At 44.2% G+C, this 20,486-nt stretch carries 18 protein-coding genes; 6 read left to right on the top strand and 12 right to left on the bottom strand.

Features of this window, described 5'->3' with window-relative positions:
- Nucleotides 1-204: 204 nt before the first annotated feature.
- A complete protein-coding gene (locus QA601_02525; GenBank protein MDG5813938.1) occupies nt 205-2,151 on the bottom strand; it encodes a Ser-Thr-rich GPI-anchored membrane family protein in 1,947 nt (648 codons plus the stop codon).
- A gap of 209 nt (nt 2,152-2,360) precedes the next feature.
- Between QA601_02525 and QA601_02520 the strand changes: the two genes are divergently transcribed.
- The 3 genes from QA601_02520 to QA601_02510 all read left to right on the top strand — a co-directional run bounded on the left by QA601_02520 (nt 2,361) and on the right by QA601_02510 (nt 6,019).
- Nucleotides 2,361-3,572, top strand: a complete 1,212-nt coding sequence (locus QA601_02520; protein ID MDG5813937.1) for a T9SS type A sorting domain-containing protein — start codon at nt 2,361-2,363, stop codon at nt 3,570-3,572.
- Nucleotides 3,573-3,828: 256 nt separating this feature from the next.
- Nucleotides 3,829-4,482 (top strand): redox-sensing transcriptional repressor Rex, encoded by a 654-nt coding sequence (locus tag QA601_02515; GenBank protein ID MDG5813936.1) that lies wholly within the window; start codon nt 3,829-3,831, stop codon nt 4,480-4,482.
- A gap of 1,027 nt (nt 4,483-5,509) precedes the next feature.
- Complete coding sequence (locus QA601_02510; GenBank protein MDG5813935.1) at nt 5,510-6,019, top strand: hypothetical protein; 510 nt, start codon at nt 5,510-5,512, stop codon at nt 6,017-6,019.
- 126 nt (nt 6,020-6,145) lie between these two features.
- On the opposite strand, the gene QA601_02505 is transcribed toward QA601_02510, so the two are convergent.
- On the bottom strand, nt 6,146-6,925 hold the full coding sequence (locus QA601_02505; GenBank protein MDG5813934.1) for a hypothetical protein: 780 nt from the start codon (nt 6,923-6,925) through the stop codon (nt 6,146-6,148).
- Nucleotides 6,926-7,450: 525 nt separating this feature from the next.
- On the opposite strand from QA601_02505, the gene QA601_02500 reads away from it, so the two are divergent.
- The 3 genes from QA601_02500 (at nt 7,451) to QA601_02490 (ending at nt 9,236) form a co-directional block, all read left to right on the top strand.
- Nucleotides 7,451-7,984: a hypothetical protein gene (locus QA601_02500; protein ID MDG5813933.1), complete on the top strand. Its 534-nt coding sequence runs from the start codon at nt 7,451-7,453 to the stop codon at nt 7,982-7,984.
- Between the two features lie 87 nt (nt 7,985-8,071).
- Nucleotides 8,072-8,842, top strand: coding sequence for a PD-(D/E)XK nuclease family protein (locus QA601_02495; protein ID MDG5813932.1), 771 nt, complete (start codon nt 8,072-8,074; stop codon nt 8,840-8,842).
- A gap of 70 nt (nt 8,843-8,912) precedes the next feature.
- Nucleotides 8,913-9,236 carry a hypothetical protein gene (locus QA601_02490; GenBank protein MDG5813931.1) on the top strand — a complete coding sequence of 108 codons (324 nt, stop codon included), beginning with the start codon at nt 8,913-8,915 and terminating at the stop codon, nt 9,234-9,236.
- Between the two features lie 399 nt (nt 9,237-9,635).
- Here the strand turns inward: QA601_02490 and QA601_02485 are convergent, their stop codons facing one another.
- The 10 genes from QA601_02485 to QA601_02440 form a co-directional block, all read right to left on the bottom strand.
- The gene (locus QA601_02485) at nt 9,636-11,183 is read right to left on the bottom strand and encodes a sigma-70 family RNA polymerase sigma factor (GenBank protein MDG5813930.1); all 1,548 of its coding nucleotides are present in this window, start codon (nt 11,181-11,183) and stop codon (nt 9,636-9,638) included.
- A complete protein-coding gene (gene dnaG / locus QA601_02480) occupies nt 11,180-12,949 on the bottom strand; it encodes a DNA primase (GenBank protein MDG5813929.1) in 1,770 nt (589 codons plus the stop codon). Before dnaG ends, QA601_02485 begins: the two co-directional genes overlap by 4 nt.
- A gap of 147 nt (nt 12,950-13,096) precedes the next feature.
- Entirely contained in the window at nt 13,097-13,522 is a 426-nt protein-coding gene (locus QA601_02475; GenBank protein MDG5813928.1) for a CBS domain-containing protein, read from the bottom strand.
- Nucleotides 13,523-13,624: 102 nt separating this feature from the next.
- A complete protein-coding gene (locus QA601_02470) occupies nt 13,625-15,151 on the bottom strand; it encodes an NAD(P)/FAD-dependent oxidoreductase (GenBank protein MDG5813927.1) in 1,527 nt (508 codons plus the stop codon).
- Nucleotides 15,152-15,527: 376 nt separating this feature from the next.
- Nucleotides 15,528-16,937: a nicotinate phosphoribosyltransferase gene (locus QA601_02465; protein ID MDG5813926.1), complete on the bottom strand. Its 1,410-nt coding sequence runs from the start codon at nt 16,935-16,937 to the stop codon at nt 15,528-15,530.
- A 156-nt stretch (nt 16,938-17,093) separates the two neighbouring features.
- Nucleotides 17,094-17,624 carry a macro domain-containing protein gene (locus QA601_02460; protein MDG5813925.1) on the bottom strand — a complete coding sequence of 177 codons (531 nt, stop codon included), beginning with the start codon at nt 17,622-17,624 and terminating at the stop codon, nt 17,094-17,096.
- Nucleotides 17,625-17,691: 67 nt separating this feature from the next.
- Complete coding sequence (locus QA601_02455; GenBank protein MDG5813924.1) at nt 17,692-18,006, bottom strand: hypothetical protein; 315 nt, start codon at nt 18,004-18,006, stop codon at nt 17,692-17,694.
- A 110-nt stretch (nt 18,007-18,116) separates the two neighbouring features.
- Nucleotides 18,117-18,386, bottom strand: coding sequence for a DUF5763 domain-containing protein (locus QA601_02450; GenBank protein ID MDG5813923.1), 270 nt, complete (start codon nt 18,384-18,386; stop codon nt 18,117-18,119).
- Between the two features lie 227 nt (nt 18,387-18,613).
- Nucleotides 18,614-19,501 carry a radical SAM protein gene (locus tag QA601_02445; protein MDG5813922.1) on the bottom strand — a complete coding sequence of 296 codons (888 nt, stop codon included), beginning with the start codon at nt 19,499-19,501 and terminating at the stop codon, nt 18,614-18,616.
- A gap of 168 nt (nt 19,502-19,669) precedes the next feature.
- Complete coding sequence (locus QA601_02440) at nt 19,670-20,098, bottom strand: septal ring lytic transglycosylase RlpA family protein (GenBank protein MDG5813921.1); 429 nt, start codon at nt 20,096-20,098, stop codon at nt 19,670-19,672.
- Nucleotides 20,099-20,486: the final 388 nt, after the last annotated feature.

The following is a 20,486-nucleotide window of genomic DNA, read 5'->3' as shown; positions in this document are numbered from 1 at the left end:
GGCGAGCGGTTAAGTAAGGGATTGGTTTTATTGAAATAACGTTCCCCAGGCTGAACCTAGTGACTTTCCCCGAGCGTGCCTTGGTGACTTTCAGCGATGACTTACCTAAAACAATGAAATCCTGCAAAATCACTCATATTTCCCTGTGGGTGATACAATCTGACGGGTGCGGAAGTCTGCGGCTTAGGCGATGAATGTAGCGATTCATCTAATAAGTCGTAGAAGGCGCATTCCGTGATTTTGTAGTTTGAGAAGGTACACCGCACCGGAAAGACGGGAGGTATCTATGGTTACCGAGTTGTTAACCGATTCTGAACGCAAAACCGACACCCCCTTCAAAGTAAGGATCTCCACAGTTCCATCATAACCTGAAATACCGATACTGTTTGATCGGACAGTTACTTGTGGGGTTTCTGCAGGTGATCGTGTGAAGGGATGGATGCCCGATGGCGGGCCAATAGTAAAAATCTGGCTTGAAGAGCTCTTTTGTGGGTGGTGTTCAGAAGTCGTAATCCGTACCGAATAATTGGAGTCAGAGGGAATATGGTGAGGTATTACCCACTCAAAAGATTCTTCATCTGAATGCGTGTTTGAAATTAATGCTACAACAGAATCGGCTCTGATCAGCTCTACTTTAACACTGTCCCGCACATCGGTATCCCAGGCAATTGTAAGAGGGTTGTTTTGTGTAATCTCTTCTCCACCCTTCGGGGATGTAACCTCAAATCTTTCGTAGGGGCGGATCAACTTAAAACGATTATCTGTACCTCCAACAAGTTCGATATCGGTTTCCGGATACTTATACTCCACACTATCTGTTCCGGTATAATCGATGACAGAAAAGCTGTGCAGTGTGCCGGACCCACCGGTTGTATTTATATCAAGGAAAAAGGCGACCTCTCTGTCTCGTGTACCCTCCTCAAAATGGCTCACTTCCACACCATACTCAAATGGTCCGCCATCATAATCGGTAAGTGGCGCGGAAAAACCAAGCCTTTGTCCAAAATTAAAAGGCTTTACGAAGGAAGGAGCTGTTGCCTCGGTGTTACGGGCAAAACCGGCTGTTGCATATACCTGGTTACTGTTTTCATGTGTAAGGCTTATCTTATAGGTAATCCTTGGTTCGTGGTATGGCTCATTGTGATCGATTACCAATCCGGACACCAGCCCCGAAGCGCCACGAGCGCCCTGGGTGACCAGAGCCCGATATGTTACATATGCAAACCCGCTGTCAGCCCAACGGGTACCCCAGCTATTGGCAACTTTTACGGCACCTATCTCCCAGGTACCTATATCATCTGTTGGGTTTTCATACACGCCATCATCATTGTAATCATAACGGACCGAATCATCATAGCCAACGATAGTCAATGCATGTCCCGCGCTACCACCAAACTGTACTATAGCGTGTTTACCTTCCCGGGGAGTACCCGGTGCAAGTGTAACTAATTCTACATCACTAATCTGGGCCCCAATAAACAGTAAACCACCTTGCGGATCGCCCCGGTCCCGGTCATGGAGCCACCGTTTCATTCTCTCCAGATCTTCAGGAGTTTCTATACGAATGAAAACATCATCCTTTAACCTGTTTGACATTGCGTTTTTGTAGACATCATACCCGCTGACCCATCTGTAGGGGTTATCGAGTCCAAATCCTCCATAAATTTCGGCATTTGGTACTCCGACATCGTTAATGAGCCTGGCAATACAGCCTAAGCCGGTTGTCAGACCAAGAAGATTATAGCTGTATTCATACGGGTACTGGTTAGCCAGAATATCAGATGAGAGGCCGCGCGCGCTGTTTATCTCATAGGTATAGATATAGCTAACACTGGCAGCATGAGTGCATGTTCCGGCTATTTGGGTGAAAATGGGCCTGAACTGAGGGAAAACAGAGTTGTCGACCCGTGATGGAAGCGATGTTGTTTTGGACAGTTTTCCGGTAGAGAACGTCAGGTTCTCCAAAGATGGTTTATGGTCTGTAGTCTCCTCCAGACATAGGCCACCTGCAATCCAGGGCTCTCCGTGAGGATCGGGATTTACATTTATTGGAGCAGGACAATTTGCCGTTGTGTCCCGAGCATCTGAAGTAACGGTAGAAAACGCTATTGTTATAAGTAGAACTGTTGTTTTAAAACCTTTGTTTTTCATGATCGATGATTCCTTTAGGGGCATACATTGAAACATGGTTTTCATTATGTCTATGAAAATATATAAGATGTCTTTATCTTATCCATGTACTTTTATATATTAATTGATGTAACGAATACAGTGTGTTCAAATTAGGTTGTCATATACATATAAATGCCTTCTATAACTAAAACTAAACACATAAATCACACACAACAGAAGAGGTCTTTATGCCCCATAAAACAAGATTCACTCCTAAAAAAATCAGTATGGCTTTTTCATTGTTGCTCCTCCTGCTTTCTTCACTATCTGCAGAGTACACCTGGAACTGGGAGTCTGTATATTCCGATACAACCGCATTATTTACTACTGTGATCTATGAAAACGATATGTTTGTAGCAGTGGGGGGTAGCGGCTTAATCCTTACCTCTTCAGATGGAAAAGAATGGGTCAGCCAGGAGTCAAATACAACCAGAAGTCTCAACAGTGTGATATGGGCTGACAGTATGTTTATGGCGGTAGGAAACGGGGGAACGATTCTTACATCTCATGACGGTGTAGAGTGGAGTGTCCGACCAACCTATATCACAGGAAGCGACGGGCGCCACATTGATTACAGAAGCGTTGCTTATGGTTCAGGCAAGTTTCTGGTTGTTGGAGGGGGGCATGTTAACTATTCACACGACGGTATCGAATGGGAACCGATACACCGGAGACCTGGGATGGAAATGCCGAATGATAATGTTATTTATGCGGATGGTAAGTTTGTTTCAGCAAGTTGGACTAATATCCTTTTTTCCGAAGATGGTTTGGAGTGGGAAAGTGAAATGGTCTATGATCCTTACGCTAATCCGTGGTTTTGGGGTGAGATTGAATGGGGAAATGGAAAATTTATGGCAGTGAATACGGATAGAGAAGCTCTTGCGGTTTCTTCAGATTTAAAAGACTGGGAAATTAAATATCCCATTAGATGGATTCCTAACAATATCTATTTTGACGGAGAGCAATTCCTGTTATTTGATTACGAAATTTATACTACCAAAGACGGAACAGACCTTGACCGTGTGGTTGGTAGTAGCCGCTTTAGTCTGGAGTCAATAGCTTACAATGGCGAGTATTATGTTGTTTGCACATCTCGTGGGGAGATTGCAATTTTGAGAAAACCTACCAGTTCCGCAAACAATTTCACTAACAGCACATTAAACAGCCACTTTACCGTTCGCCAGCTTTCGGGTGTGCTAAATGTTACTGTTCCGGTAAATAAAACAATTGCGGAGTCTTCTGTTAACCTGTACAACGCACAGGGCAGAAGAGTAAGCCTGGAGAATAAAATCAACCGCACCAATGACGGTTTCACTGTGCATACTTCCCACCTTCCCCCTGGTTTTTATATACTGCATGCGGGCAAGGGTTTTAGTACACCTGTATTCATTGCGAGGTGATTGGTGCAGGGGCGGAGTGTGGGACCGTTTTGAACGGTTCAGCCCGATTCCAGGCACTCAAACGGAAGCTCACTAACCTGCCCCGGGTGTACCTTACTAACCTACCCCGGGGCCTAACGTTCCAACCCTCCCCAAACCCCTGCCCTAACAACTTTTTATAAACTATTTGCAAAAAGTTGAAAACAGGGTTATTTTAAGATCGTAATCTATCGATAAAAAAATATCGATAAATGCAGCAGGAAGGAATTTCAGGGTGATGATAGAACAGGCTGAACAGTGTAAAAGGGCCGCTTTGCCCACAATCAGGCGACTCCCCTCATATCTAAGCATTCTCTATGCAATGAAAAAAGAGGGGCTTGAGACTGTTTCGGGGACGGTGATTGCAGAAAAGATGCTTTGTGAGCCCATACAGGTCCGAAAAGATCTTGCTGTTACCGGTATAGCAGGAAGGCCCCGTATAGGCTTTGGGGTTGGGGAGACCATTGAGGCGATAGAAAATTTTCTTGGCTGGAACAACACCACCGACGCGTTTCTCATTGGAGCGGGTAGTCTTGGAACTGCTCTTCTGGGCTATGCTGGTTTTCTCAGGCATAATCTCAACATTATTGCCGCTTTTGATGTTGCTAAGGACAAGGTTGGAGCTGTAATACACGGAAAAAAAGTTCTGGATATAGAAAAACTTGAAGACCTGGCTTCACGTATGCACGTGCACATGGCGATCCTCACTGTGCCGGCATCAAGTGCACAAGCCATTGCAGAACGGCTCATTGCCTGTGGTATTTATGGATTGTGGAATTTCACTTCAGAAAAGATACTTGTACCCGATAATGTAGTAGTGCAAAACGAGGACCTTTCAAGTGGCCTTGCAGTGCTGTGCACCAGATTGCGCCAAAATAAGGGCAAGGGTTAACTATAAGGGTAGCAAAGCCAAAATAATCGATGTGCGGTTTGAACCGGTCTTCTCTTCATTTTCTCGCTCACGGTGTATGCACCATCACCTATACGAAGAGGAGGTCGGTTTTTTGTTTCTCAGGAGCCTTGTTGGTACCATTGGTGGATTTATTGGTAAGGAGCTGTGAAGGAGGAAGTGTATGCGTATCTGTACTGCTTCAAGTTTGGGTCCTGCGTCCCTGCACACGGCTAAATGAACGATTGTCCCGGTCATATAACCAATGGTCCCGGGGTCAATGCCCTTTCTTTCCAGGGCCAAAGAAAGTAGGCACTCGTAGGCCATGGAGGCCTACGAGCACCATCCCGTCTTCGGGTGGTCCGAAGGGAGCAACCCAGGATGGGGTTGCATGAACGAACGCCCTAAGAGCCCCGCACCGATTCTTCTGTTCGTGATTTCGCCGGGGAGGGGCCAAACTCGCCTGCCCTCTACGTCCTACGTAGCAGACTACTGCGGAGTACGGGCGCACGTAGCGTGCTTCGGAAGGCGGGAGGACTCGATGGCCCCGGGATAAAGACCGGCGAAAACACTCACGAGCCGCTGATCGGGGCGGATCGGTATCCCTGACATTTTCTCGTGGTGCTCACTTCCGTTCGCACCTGTGTACTTTCTTGCTTTACCAAATAATTCAGACTTTTATATCTTGTTCAACTTCATAAACACCTTGCCAGCCAATATCCGAATACAAGGATTATCCGGTTAGGAAATGTTTCAGGCACATATTAATACCATGATTTTACACCGCTAATAGCTTACACTGTTTATTGCAGACCGTACGATACGTTCTTGGATGAAACTAACGTACCCCGCCGAAAAGATCGAACGATTTAGTCTTAATCTCCCTCTTAAGCGCTGCAATCACCCCATACGATAACCCGGGGTAAGCCAGTCTTCCGGCGCAGCCTCGGAGGCAGTGCCAACCGGTGTGAAACACAGGCCAAACAGTGTGAAACAGAGGTCAAACAGTGTGAAACAGAGGTCAAACAGTGTGAAACACAGGTCAAACAGTGAGGAACACAGGCCAAATAGTGAGGAACATGGGTTAAACAGTGAGGAACATGGGTTAAACAGTGAGGAACATGGGTTAAACAGTGAGGAACATGGGTCAAACAGTGAGGAACATGGGTCAAACAGTGAGGAACATGGGTCAAACAGTGAGGAACATGGGTCAAACAGTGAGGAACATGGGTCAAACACCCCTGCACGGGGCGTGTTCCTCACTGCACAAGGCGTGTTCCTCACTGCACAAGGCGTGTTCCTCACTGCACAAGGCGTGTTCCTCACTGCACAAGGCATGTTCCTCACTGCACAAGGCATGTTCCTCACTGCACAAGGCATGTTCCTCACTGCACAAGGCATGTTCCTCACTGCACAAGGCATGTTCCTCACTGCACAAGGCATGTTCCTCACTGCACAAGGCGTGTTCCTCACTGCACAAGGCGTGTTCCTCACTGCACAAGGCGTGTTCCTCACTGCACACTGCACGGTGCGCATATAGTGCTTACTGAAACCATGTAGTGCGTTGTTTTTGTAGTACTTAAAAAAAGCGTAGGAAAGTTACAGGGAGAACGATATTCACCGTAGAGTTTTCACAGGAATTTTTCGAGGGGGGATAGTAAGATTCTTACAACGTTTCTATTCGACTGTCACTGCCACTGCTTCTGTATCTACTGTTTTGGCGCCTTCTTACCTTACTTACATAATGGTCTTTGTAATACTGCCTGTTATTAACAAAGGCTGTTTTTGCATATCTCCTGATAAGCTGCATCGCTCCCATGGATAGTGTAATAAGTTTCTTTTGCCTGGAGTAGATTTCACTCACCACTCTGCCACCCATCAGTACAGAGCCTTTTGTATTTATAAGCGTAAGGGCGCGCTGTCTGACATCATCAAGGTACTTTTCATCAACACGAACTCCGCACGGACAAACCTGAGCAGCTTCTTCCGGGTATTCTGCGATAAATGCTATGAGGTCGATGGTGGTAGTTGCAGCTTGTGCATCACCCCGGTTTTTCACTATTCTATTATACTTACTGACCACATCGGCATTTTTGGGATAAGAAATGATATGCCTGGCAACATCTTTAAGGATACTTAGGTTAATCAGCAGCTTTTTTAAGTTTAGTTCATACTCTTTTTTTAACTCCGGAGTGGCAAGTATGGCACATTGTGCTTCACCGACAGAAATGAGCAGAAATTCCAGATAGACTTCAAATTTAGGCATAAGAGTCCAGTCAAAATTTGCCCCGATCAGTTCAGCTTTATCTTTTTGTGCCTGGTTGAGTATCACACTGTACTCTTCCAAAAACTCCTTTTTCGACATAGAGGGCCGCTTGAGCTTTTTGTTAAACAAAGCCTCAATCTCCTCTTCCACCAGCTCTTCGATTTTCAAGTTATTGTTCATTGTTGAACTTTCTTATTAGCAGGAGCTAAAATCTAAGGTGCGGATAGGTATCATTTTAATTTAAGAAATTAAATTTACCGTACTATAAAATGCAAGTGTTTGTATGATTTTTTAATGAGTACAAAAACAGGCCTTGTTCTTTTTTCCCCTGCTTAAAGTACATCTGTGGTATTCGTAATTTGAATTGATTGTTTTTAATAAAGCTTAGAACTTTAATCTATTGACCTTGTTAGAGGTATTATATATTTAATAACTGTACATTAATCATGCACTTTGACATATTTCGGTTATAGGCTACGTACTAACCTACACCGTTTTTATGTAATGCTTTGGTGTCAGTTTCATGAACTTTTGAACAGAACTTATCTTTACCACAGCTTAAACATTATGGCATACTTACATCCTATTTATGGTTATTTATTATTATAAGGAGAGCAAGAAGTGAAATATTTTAATCAGTTCGCTTGGTCATTACCGAAAGGTTTCTCGGATGCAATTGCTTATTGCAAGATCGAGCAGGGAGACATGTTCTATAATACACGCAAGGCATATGAGGAAAGTTGGGATTTGAAAAAAGTGGATTGGATTATTCAAGTGAAAGCTCCTTCAAGAGGAAATACTTCTCTCAAGTCGGATGATGCTAAGACAGTTTTTGAAGATAATTGGCACAGTACTCTTATAGTCGAAATCACCAACGTACGAGACGATCAGCTAAAACGGGAAGTGCATACAACACAGGGTCGGCTATATAATGCACTCAGATTCGGTGATATTTCGCTTATCGAAGAAACCAGCCCAGAACCTTCAGTACCGCTTGGTGTAGAAAACCTTTTCGAGTACTTGGATTTGGCCAAAGAACATTTTCTGCAGAGAATGCCAAAGACAGTTGAAAACCCCAATCTCTTTGTTGTTCCCATAAATATCCTTAGTTCGGTTACGACACTGAAGTACTCTCGCGCTCTTAGAGCAATGCGAAAGATTGGCAACGTTTCTGAATTTACTTTAACTCTTAAGGAATGTGGTATTGCTAACTGGGAAAAGTTCAATCCTATGCTTTAGTTCCGGTGCCTTACTATCGATTCAGGCGCACCAGAAAAGATTCGCGATGCCCTCAAGGAAGTGTTCTGGCCAAAGCGAGATGGTACTTTGTCAAAAACTGTAAGCAATTTTTTAAGCAGAAAGAGGCACTCCCCGATTCAACACTTTAGCCTTGAAAAGAAACATGGTCTATTTGTCCCATCGATAGACCGCAAATTCAAGGATGTACGGACACACTCTTTCAAACATCAGTGGTTTTACAGGTATAGGGTTCACTACCCTCGCCTTGAGAGCATTAATGGAAGCCTCTCCAAATTCCTAACCTCTTCTTTTGAGAATTGCCCGAATCATGTTTTTCAGAAATCACGGTTTCGCTGTTCTAAGTGTAATACTTTTCTGGATCTCAAACTAAATCACTATACAGAACACGAGATCATCGATTTGGCTAAACAGAGTAGAATTCAGACTTCATTGAAGGAACGTCATGAAAATCTTCAGAAATTTTTCCTAGAAAACGATCGACATACAATCTCTGTTGAAGTACCACTTTGGGCTGAATCCAATGAATTCTCAGATTACACAAAGTGTTTTGGCACCTGCGATGCCATGACAGGTCATGTGGACTTACTACGGTATATCCCGTTAGGGGACAGAAATTTCAAGGTTCAAATCTGGGATTACAAGCCTGGTGCATACAAAGAAAAATATGCAATGACGCAAGTCTTTCTATACGCCTTCATGCTATCACTCAGAACGGGAATCTCTTTTCGCAATATCGAATGTGGATATTTCGATGAGGTCGATGCATTCACATTTATGCCAGAGCAAGCGAATGCAAAAACCCTCGAACAGTTAAAGAAGGCTACTGGTAGTATGTAAAATGACATATTTAAAACCTTAACTATGTTAAAAGTATGTACAAAGTTATCATTTCCCCTCACGGTTACACGTGGCAAGCAAGTTTGTTGGTGCCCCCGTAAGGAATTTCGTATTTGCGGAGCTACTACGGAAGGGAGCCGGGCGACCCGAAATCAAAAGAGGTATAGTTATAGTAAACGATGCAGATTTCAATTCTGCCTATACCAACGCCTGGAAATATCGATATAATACCCCAAAGGGGTTTTCTATTTTAGCCCCTGGTTTCTCTACCTGGGGCGATCTGGGGACTTTGGGAAATGTGGGATGGCAAGAGCGCGAGACAGGAATTCCAATTCTCCCTTCCTCCCGGGATTTTGCCGTTAAATGCATGCTCGAGGAACTGCATTGTCAATAATACCCAGCTGAGGTGTAGATACATTCCTTCGTTCCAAATTCCAAATTCCAAATTTTCCCTTCCTCCCGCGATAAAAGCCTAAGGGTCCCCCCAAACGGGTCTTTTCACGCTCTCACCATTGACGCCCGGGGGTGACCCAATCTATCGCCTTTAGCCCCATAAAAATCATATTTTTTTCCTCAATCATCATTCCCTGCCCTCCCTTCCCCGTGGTATCTGCGCAGGAGGCCAATCAAGAGACAAAGCAATGAAGAGGTTGGGGGGCTAAAAAAGCTGTGTGGGGAGTGCGTTGAGCAGAGAAAGGCAAAGAAGGGCTATCCCGATTTACATCGATAAGGAATCAGTAATTATAAATCGTCAATAGCCCAAAAAGTGATATCCCGAAAAGAAACGGTCGTGTCAGAAGGAGTCATCATCAGCTAAAGTTTCGCTTCTCTCTTCTTTCCAGGCATTTAACTGACGGGTGCGGCTGGGGTGTTTTAATTTGCCAAGCGCTTTAGTCTCTATTTGCCGCACTCGTTCCCGTGAGATATTAAATATTTCACCGATCTCTTTAAGAGTTTTAATTCTTCCATCATCCAGCCCAAAACGCATCATCACAATCTCTCTTTCCTTTATAGACAGAGAGTCAAGAACCTGGTTTATCTGTTCCTTAAGGTGCAGAAGGGAGATGCGCTCTGAAGGGTCAATCATTTTCTTGTCTTCAATGTATTCACCTACGGTCGAATTACTGTCCTTGCCGATCTCCATATCCAAAGATATAGGCTCCATGGAATATTCAAGGGCCATTTGCACTTTACTTACGGGGCAGTCGAGGGCTTCAGCCAGTTCTTCATGGGTAGGTTCATAACCATATTCCATAACCCATTTTCTGGCCAGACGTACTGTTTTGTTTACCAGTTCCAGAGTGTTGGCCGGAATTCGTATGGCCTTTGATTTATCATTTATCGCCCGTGAGATTGCCTGTCTTATCCACCATGTCGCATAGGTAGAGAATTTGTAACCCTTACGGTAATCGAAGTTTTCGACGGCTTTTATAAGACCACGGTTACCCTCCTGAATGAGATCGATAATCTCCATCCCCCTCAGAATGTATTTTTTAGCGATACTTACCACCAGCCGCACATTGGCTTCGATTATAGCACACTTTGCCTGATTGCGGGTTTCTTCCCAATGCTTGAACTCTTCAAATTCTTCCTTATTATCACCGGACTGGAGCAGCTTTTTGTAGTTTTCAAGGATCAGCTCGATCTGTTTTTGATTTAACCTGAGATTTCTGCATAGCGCAATGCAATCATCCTGATGAATTTTTGCCTTAGCGATGGTGGAATCGGTGTTTTGCTCAAACAGATTCGCTGCCAAGGTGGTTTTTCTCTTGATAAGGGAAATCATTTTCAGAAATTCTTTTCTGATATTTTCAAGCTCCTGCTCATCTTCAGGATCAAAAGCGTCATCCAGCTGCAGAATGTCCAGGCATTGTATATCACCTCTTTTGAGCTCATCGGCAAGATGGCAGAGGCTTTTAAGGGCACATTGTGATCGAAACGCCATGTCGAACATTTTCCCATGGGCATACTCTATCTGCATGGCATATTCGATCTCCTGATCTTTTGAAAGCAGTGGCACCCGTCCAACACTGTTTAGATACACCCACGTGGGGTCATCATAGCGATTATGCTTTTTGGGAAGAGCCGAGTGCCTGATTCTTCTTTCATACAGAGGAGTGGCTTTGTTTTTAACAAACGTATTGATCTGGATTTTTTCCAGAGAAAGGATCTGCTTAATGTCCTCTATATCTTTTGGCCCTGATGCCACATCCTCAATCTGTGCTTCTGTAACAAAGCCCTGAAGCGCAGCCAGTTTGCGCAGTCTGAGAGTTTTTTTGTCTGAAACAGCACTGGTTTTCGTCTTTTTACTCGCCGTGGCTTCTTTTTTCCTGGTCATCATTCCTCGTCCAGCTCTTTCAGTTGTATGGAAAAATCTTTTAACTGCTCTAAATAATGAGCCCTGTTCTCAGGATCTGTTTTCAGTAACCGGCGAATATCACGGATTTTATGCCGTAAAAATTTCGCTCTGAGGTGAATAATTTTTTGCACCAGATCATCCTGTATGTGATCAAGTAGCGCAGGCTTCACCATCATCATAGATATCAACCCCTTAAGCGATGAATTGGAATCGATTCTGTTGCTCAGAGAGTCCACTCCACCGGTTTGGGTATAAGTATCCAGAATAACTGAATATATATTTCCGGAAACTTCATCCGTAAGAGTTTCGGGTGAAACGTACATTCTTGCTTGCTCAATAAGTTTAGGACTGGTTAAAAGAATCCTTAAAAATGAGCCCTCAAGAGTATGAAAATACCTCTCATCTACACGCGAGGTCAAAGAATTGCCAAATTGCTGACTCTGAGGCTCGTTTGTGGTACCGGCAGCTTTAATATGGCGGATATCCACTCTAAGCATTTCAGAGAGTTCTTTTTGAAACTCCTCTCGCACAAGCGCGTCAGTAATAGCGTTCATATAAGGGGTAAGCGTTTCAATTATCTGCCGTTTACCATGTGCGGAGGTGTGATCCTGTCCCTCCATCGCTCGTTTAATAAGAAACAAAGACCCTCTGGTGGCGCTTTTAATCAGCGCGTTGAACCCCTCTACCCCAAATTCGCCAACATAGGAATCCGGGTCGTGGTCTTTTGGAAGGGTAAGAATAGAGACATCAAGACTAGCCGGAGCAAGCACAGTTATGGCTTTCTGCGCGGCATTTAACCCCGCGTCATCACCATCAAAAACAAGTATCACCCTGCGACTGAAGCGGCGGATAAGATGCGCATGCTCGGCGGTGAATGCTGTTCCCGAGGTGGCCGCTACATTTTTAACCCCTGCCTGATAGAGTGACAGGTAATCCATATACCCCTCAACTATCAGCACATAACCCTGTTCACGTATGCTCTGGCGGGCCTTAAACAGGCCATACAGCAGGCGGTTTTTCTTGTACAAAAGTGTTTCCGGTGAGTTTAGATACTTTGGCTGAGCATCCTTTTCCATCCCTCTGCCCGCAAACGCAATCACTCTGCCCGAAAGATCATACAGAGGAAAAATTATTCGGTCCCGGAACCGGTCATAAATCCTGCCCTCTTCTTTTTGAAGCGCAAGCCCCGACTGAACTATGGCAGTTTCACTAAACCCTTTGCTCTTAAGATAATCACTAAGCGCTGACCATCCCGGGGGAGCGTACCCCAGTCCAAATTCTTTAACCGTTTCGGCTTTTAACCCTCTGGATTTGAAATACTCAATAGCTTTGGGGTTAGAGCGGATCTGGGTGTAGAAAAAGGTTCCTGCCAGAGCATGCATGTCTAAAAGCTCTGTTTTGGATACGGCCGAAACCGATTGGCTTTCGGGGGTGAACTGCTCTTTTGATGTGGTTTCAAGGATGACCCCGGTTTCTTCGGCAAGCATTTTAAGGGCTTCAACAAATCCAATGCCCTCCATCTCCTGAACGAAGGTAAATACATCCCCCCCTTTTCCACAGCCAAAGCAGTGGAAAAATCCCTGAACCGGATTAACGTGAAATGAAGGAGTCTTTTCTTTATGAAAAGGACACAGGCCCTTAAGGGTCTGCCCGGACTGCTTGAGAGTAACGTAGCGGCCTACAATAGAAGCAATGTCTGCTCTGCTGCGAATGTCCTCTTTTACTGTGCTATCAAACCGTTGTACCATTTATCCTACTGCAAATATCGAAACAGGCGTTTTGAGTATTTAACTCTCTCTAAAATATCACCTGAACCACTCATCTCTCAAATTCTTATGCAAAAAAGAATAAATATTTTTAAGTTCTACACTAACAGCCCTTTTTTGCCACTTCATTTACCAGCTTGGTTGCGCCGGGGTTGTAACTTTAAGAAGGATTCGGGCGGTGAGCGCTCCGTCTGCCCGGGCAATATCGGCAATAGATACCAGGCCGGTGACATGATCATACTCATTTTTTACCAAAAGGCGCCGTACCTGCTTTGTTTCCATTATCTTTGCAGCCTCCTCCACAGTATCATTGATACTGCAGAAGTAGACATCCCTGGTCATAATCTGGCTTACACTGGTTTTAGTCGAATCTAACCCTTTGGCTACAAGGCGCACAGCAATATCTCTGTCGGTTATAATCCCTACGGCAAAATTGCCATCAAACACCGGCAGTGCTCCAACATTATCCTTTTGCATCTTTTTGGCGACTTCCTGAACCGAATCAGTTCGGTTAGCAAAATCCACCCCGTGAGTCATTATTTCTTCTACCCGCATACCGCCACTCCCAGCAAATCAGGTTTATGGTAAGTTTATCAGTAAAAAATACAAAAGCCCTTTCAGCAGAAAAGAAGTAAATTGGCTCGCCGCCAGATTCAGTCAGGAAGTACTGAATCTGGGCTTTTTGCCATCACTTTTGCATATTTTGATGCAAACTGAGCGCCCGGACGATACTGCAGGAGGAATCCCGCCACCAGGGGTTGTCCACTGACCGGTCATGTAAAAGTTTTTTAGCCCGGGAAGCGTTTTTGGGAGGGATTTGGAAAGTGAAGCCGGTGTGGGCGCGAACCCTTCCATACTGCCATGCCAGTTTCCGGTGTATCGCTTAACGGTATGCGGTGTTGATACATCGACCATCTCTATTGCATCAGAGATGTTTTTAAACCGCACATCCAGCTCCTCAATAACTCTCTCGGCAATAGCCTTTTTTTGTTTTTCATAACGCTTTACGCTCTGCTCCTTTAGATTTTCCCAGTAAAGATCATTACCCGTGTAAGCGGTAACCGTAACCAGACATTTGCCGGGGGGAGATAGTGAGGGATCAAAATTAAACACCCTCACAGAAAGCCGATCAATAACGCTGCCATCATCGACTTCGATTGGTTCCTTAAGAATCATAGATACAGCATGGGGCAGATCCAAGAGATCGTTCCTGACGCCAAGAGCAATAAACAGCGTTGATGGGAAAAGAGGATACTGGCTGTACGCTTTTTTCAACGTGTCGGGTAAAAAGTCGCCATTAAGCATAGTAAAGAGTGTATAGTGCCCATCGGCAGCAGAGATGATGTGGTCACCGTGTATCTCTTTGCCATCGTTTAAAATTACACCGCTGGCTCGGTCGTTTTTGGTTACTACAGTACTGACCGGTGCATTATAGTAAATTTTACCTCCAAGACTAAGGTAGCGGTTTGTCATATTATTAACAAGAGAAAGCGAGCCGCCCTTGGGGTATCCTCCATTTCTGCCGATCTGGGCTGATAAAGAAAATATCAGAGCAAAGATACTCCATTCAGCGGGAACTCTAGTTAGTAAAACTTCCTTTAAAAGGGGGCTTTTAATGGTTGAAACAACGTCTTCAACCTTGGTGTTAATTCTCTTCAATATAGTCGGAACACGGGGCGCCTGTGTGTATATATATTTAAGCCACCCGCTTAGGCCCCACTGTTCTGTAGCCTGAGCAAAATCGAATTTACTGATTTTGCGTATATCTTTGCAAAGAGAGTTGATTTTTTTTCTGTCTTCAGGCGCGATGCGCAGCATCTCCTTTTGTAGCAGTGCTATGTCACTGTAAAGAGTAAAGGAGTCACCGTTTGAGAGCTCAATAGTTCCAAAAATTTCGAAATCCACAATTTCTACCTGTTTTCCTTCCGGGCCACTCAGAGCGCCTAATTCATTGTACAGTGTATGAAACGATGTCCCCGGTTTGGAACCATAAAGCCAGTGAATACAATAATCTATGGTGTATCCCTTTCGTTTCCATGCGGTACAGAGGCCACCGGCACAAGAGTGTTTTTCATAGATCTCGGTTTCATACCCATTTTGCCGGAGATATGAAGCCACAGAGAGACCGGCGATACCTGCTCCAATAATTATCACTTTTTTGGATTGATTTTCGTTTGGGGACATAAAGTAACTCATTCCTTTAACAGTGTAACAAATTTAACCAATTATCTCTTTTTTAATTCCTTCTTAATACTACTGCTGCATAACGCAGCACAGGATGGTAGCGTACTTAAGGCTAATCTCATAAACCTTCACTGCAGAAGTGCCTTTACGGAATGATTCACGCGTTATCTTTCCGCAAGTTTGCTGAAACGAGGAATATTACATCTTGCACTTTAATAACCACGCTGGCCGCTATTTCTGTAACGCTTATCATGGAAACACCCGTTTGAGGTAGTCGCCAATCCATTCCTTTTTAAATGTTGCCACTATTCCAAAATACTGAATTCCAAGTAGGGGTACCAAATTCCCCAGGTATATCTCTAAAAGTGGGGCGCGTTCACTTATGCCCCCTTCTGTAGGATTCAATTAACTTATCCCGCTCTTTTTTCAGATGATCACTTATCCCTATTTTATAGGTATGGGGATTTTCAAAGCGTTTGTACTCTGAAGGTAAACGGGTCAGTCTTTCTTTACAGTAGCTTGCGCTTTCTTGAAGTGAATGCTCGTGTTTAATTGTGCCATTTTCCATTACTGTATGTAGCAGTGGTTCTTTTTTTAGCCCTTCAAGAGAAAGGGATTTAAGTGGTGCGAAAGGATGATGCATGTTGTGGCTTTCTGTTTCATCTGCAAGGAATATCGCGTCTGCGCCAACCCAGGTACCATCACTGGTATGCATGCGATACACCTGCTTTTTAAATGGTAAGGTGATTTTTTCAAGAGTTTCGGAAAGTTTCAGACGGGGTTTTTCACCAGCGAAAGCCATCTTGTAAACTCCATCAAGTGCTCCGTCGGGATGCCCTATGACAAGACTTGTGCCCACCCCGAAAAGATCTATGGGAGCCTGCTGCTGTTTGAGGCTTCTAATCACATATTCATCCAGTTTATTGGATGCCGCGATTTTCACATTTTCAAGCCCGGCTTCATCGAGCATTCTGCGGCTTTCTTTTGCTAAGTATGCCAGATCCCCACTATCCAGCCGTATCCCTTTTAACCTCTGCCCCCTTTTCTCCATCTCCCGGGCAACAATTATGGCATTGGGCACTCCGCTCTCAAGAGTGTTATAGGTATCTACTAAGAGCACACAATTGTCGGGCCTGTAGAGGGCAAAATCTCTAAAAGCACTCAGTTCATCATCGTAACTTTGCACAAATGAGTGTGCCATGGTACCCGATACCGCGAGGTGGAAATCGCGGCCCGCGCAAACATTACTGGTGGCGTCAAATCCACCCACAAAGGCTGCTCTGCTTGCATGATATCCCCCCACCCCCTGCGCCCTGCGCAATCCAAAATCTACCAGCATCCCATCACCGGCAACCAGTTTAATTCTGCTTGCTTTGGTAGCTATAAGGGTCTGAAAGTTTAAAATATTGAGAAGGAGCGTTTCTATAATTTGCGCTTCAATTAGCGGGGCTTCTATCTGGACCACTGGCATGGTTCCAAATACAATCTCACCCTCACGGCAGCTATAAACATTTCCTGTAAAGCGAAAATCCGCAAGATAGGATAAAAAATCATCGGGAAACCCCTGTTCAGATAAAAAGGCAAGGTCCTTTTGGTTAAAGCGGAGCCCCTGCAGCGCCGAGAGCAGATCCTGCAAACCAGCAAAAACGGCGTAGCCGCCTCCAAAAGGTAGTTTGCGGAAGAAGTAATCAAACACTGCTCTCTCTTTGATTCTCCCTTTTTTGTAATAGGCCTGGGCCATTGTGAGTTCATACTGATCGGTGTAGGTGCCTGAAAATTCGATCATGGATACTTTGCTCCTCTAAAAGTTGGAAGAAGGAACCATTAAGAAGGTAACCTCTGCAGGTATTAGCAAAGTGAGTACCAGGGAAGGAGAGTAGTAAATGAGAGAAAAGAGGAGCAGATCAGCGGGCTGAGCAGTTTAAAAGAAACAACCCTCCCCTTAGCTTAAAGAGTTCAGTGTGGATGTATATAGCTCATAATCATCAGGGCTGAAAAGTACCATGCGTACTAAGGTTACGTTTTTTAATCCGGTGATAGTAGTAAGTATTGCAGTAAGCGCAACCCTTGAAGCTTCCTCAACAGGGTAGCCAAATACACCAGTAGAGATGGAAGGAAAAGCTACTGAAGCGATCCCTTTTTCATCGGCAAGTTTTAAGGCATTGCGATAACAGTTGGCGAGCAACTTGTCTTCGGGCCTGTCACTTCCATACACCGGGCCAAGGCAATGGATGACATACCGGTTTGGAAGGTTATAAGCAGCAGTGATTACAGCATCCCCCGGATTTATAGGTGAAAGAGGTTCACATTCAGCCGCAAGCTCAGGTCCGGCGGCTCTGTGGATTGCACCCGCTACTCCTCCACCCATTCGAAGCTGAGCATTAGCAGCATTAACGACAGCATCTATGTCAAATTGCTCCACAATGTTGCCTCTGATGACTTCAATGCTTTTACTATCTTTTCTTACTACCATGCCACTCTCCGGGAGCTTTGTTAAGACAAAAGGAGGGGCTGTACCAGCGCTGGCACACCCCCTCTTTTCAGATCAATTTATCGACAAGATTTTTGATACAGTTTTTCTCATCTTCAATCTTTAGAATCGTTTCAGTAACCTGACCCTCGTATTTCTCAATCGATTCGAGTCGTTTCATTATCTCGTTTCGTAACTCTTTCTTTTTTCTTCCATTTCTTTTGGGCAGCTCACCTTTAAGCACATCTTCAGCTTTCATTTCGACCGGACCTACATGCTCTAATTCTGCCTCAGGTACTGGCACAGACCTGTGTTCAACCTGAGGAGTTTCGAATGTATCGGCGCCGCCTACATCAGTTGCCCGTTTTCTTTTACTGGCCGTCATATACATAGCTAAACACCCCTCTATCCTACAAAACAGACATATTTCCTACCTATAAATACTACGGATAAATGGTGCTCATTCTGGCCGAAATTTTAAAGAATAATTACAATTCAGCTCTTTTTTCGAAGCATCAAATGCAGTACCAAAACTCCGATAATAAAAAGAAGCCACTCCCGTTTCACTTCCTCTTCTGAGCCCACATTAGGGCTATAAGGCTGGCTGGATTCGATTTGCTCTTTAGAGGTATCGTTGGATGGTCTTTTGCTCTTTTTTGATACTTTTTTCTGATTACTGTGAACCGTGCAAAATTCATCTTCAGGACTAACCTTGTTTTTGCACCGGCTTCCACTTTTGGTGATCCCTTTACACTGCATGTCCATACGTAATACCTGCTCTTAACTGAAAAAGGTATTGAGTCTGGTTGGTCACCAGGCTCCTGGTTTTTGCGAATAATAACTATTATAGTATAACCAACACGCACGCTTTCAGGCAAGCGCTGCGTTTCTATTACCCTCAGGTTTACATTACCCCAATTGTTTCATTTAGGAGATACCGCAGTTTGAAATAACCCTTAGGTCTTTGGTGATCACTAGAAACACCAAAAGTTCTACTGCCTTTGTTTTCTTTTTCTCAGCACCGGTCCAAGGGCCTGCAGTACTGAGGTAAGGGAGGTGTATGAAGCGATTGAATAGTACTGATACCATCCACAGTTTCGTTTACACCTTTTCATCTGTTTGCGCAGTGAGTCTGCTTTTTGGGAAAGCAGCCAGGCAGAGAGATCGGTACTCTTAAGATCCGCACCCTTGTTGCCCAGTATATGGCAGGGATAGTAAAGATGACCATCGGGGGCAATTATGGTGGAAGCACTTGAACACTTACCGTTTTCCCACGCTTTAAAAAAACCGCCAGGGGTATGGATTGTGTTGGGGTATTTTTTCCTTAGCATTTCTACTTCTGCTTTAAGACTCTTCATATCCGGAAAACAATTTTGTGCATTGTCCATTTTCGCAGCAGGAATTATGACGATGTTGGCCCCTGTATCAAAACACCGTTTAACCTTCTGTTCAAGAGTTTGTACTGTTTCGGCAGTAACCACAGTTTGCACCGACACCTGGGTATTTAATGAAGTAAGGGTATCCAATGAATCGAACAAAGAGAGATTATCGTGCCCCTCATCGATAGATACATGCAAAAAATCTATATATTGAGCATATTTTTCGAGTGGATAGTCGGTCAGGTTTTTTACACTCGTGGTGAAAAGAAGGTAAAAGTGGCACCGTTGGGCATACTGTAAGAGTTCCTCAATATCATCCCTTAAAAGAGGCTCTCCTCCCTCAAAGCTTGTCATCAGTACCGAAGAGCGAGATAGGTTATCCATTACAGCTTTTATCTGCTCGGTTGTTAGGTCCGGGACTGCGTTCTTTTTAACGTTACAAAAAGGGCAGCCGAAGTGGCATCTTGATGTAAGCTTAAAAGATGCATAGAAGGGAAACACGTGAGTGCCCGTGAATAGGTTGTATAGCAGGCCCTTTGCGGTGCGAAGGTATGCCCGAGGTGAGAGAAGTCTCAGAAATCATCTCCTTGTTATGTAATTTCTTCTAAGGGTAAAATAATGGACGCTCCGGAGAAAATGAACCACAAAAAGGAGACTTCAGGCGAGTGCTTATTCCAAAATCTCTATTTTCACCGGCACAACACCATCATCAATCATATCGATCTTTTTGGCAGCTCCGTAAGACAGATCAATGATACGCCCCCGCACAAAAGGGCCCCGGTCATTGATCCTCACTGTTACAGTACGGTTGTTTTCAAGATTAGTTACCTTCACCATAGTGTTAAAAGGCAGCTCTTTATGTGCTGCGGTCATATCGTGCATGTTATAGATTTCGCCATTCGCGGTTTGTCTTCCATGAAACTTTCTGCCATAAAAGGAAGCCTTGCCGTTTTGGTGCGACGATCGGCTGGTCGTAGTTGAAGTGCTCTTTTGTGCACTGGTAGTAGTATTGGAAGCAAAAGAAGTATATCTGGGTGAAGAAGCACACCCATAAATTAAAATCAGCAGCACACAGAATTGAAAGATATGTTTTAACACCTATATTTTTCCTTTTAAAGTATCACCATAAACAGAGCCGTAACATGGCCACATCTTACTTGCAGACCATTGTTACGATATTATAAAATATAAGCCGAAAGTCGTACAGTGATCAATGATATTTTGTGTCGGCAGGAGAGTAAAGGGCTCGTGATTTTTGGCACATCATAACTAATGTGCTATAGAGAGTTATATTAGCTGTCAAAGATGAGGTTTGTTTTCCTGCCTCTCACAATAGTATTTATTCTTCAGAAATCAGAGAATATGTGCTATCTTTTTTCTAATTTTGGATAACCAAAACGAACGTTCTGTTTTGAATCATCTTCGGCAGTTCTACTACCAGCCATAGTGTGGTTCAAAAAAAATCTTAAAAATTGTTACAGTATCT

Source organism: Chitinispirillales bacterium ANBcel5, assembly GCA_029688955.1.
Lineage (GTDB): Bacteria > Fibrobacterota > Chitinivibrionia > Chitinivibrionales > Chitinispirillaceae > Cellulosispirillum > Cellulosispirillum alkaliphilum.
The sequence above is the reverse complement of the archived record's forward strand: the minus strand, read 5'-3'. Positions and strand labels throughout refer to the sequence as shown.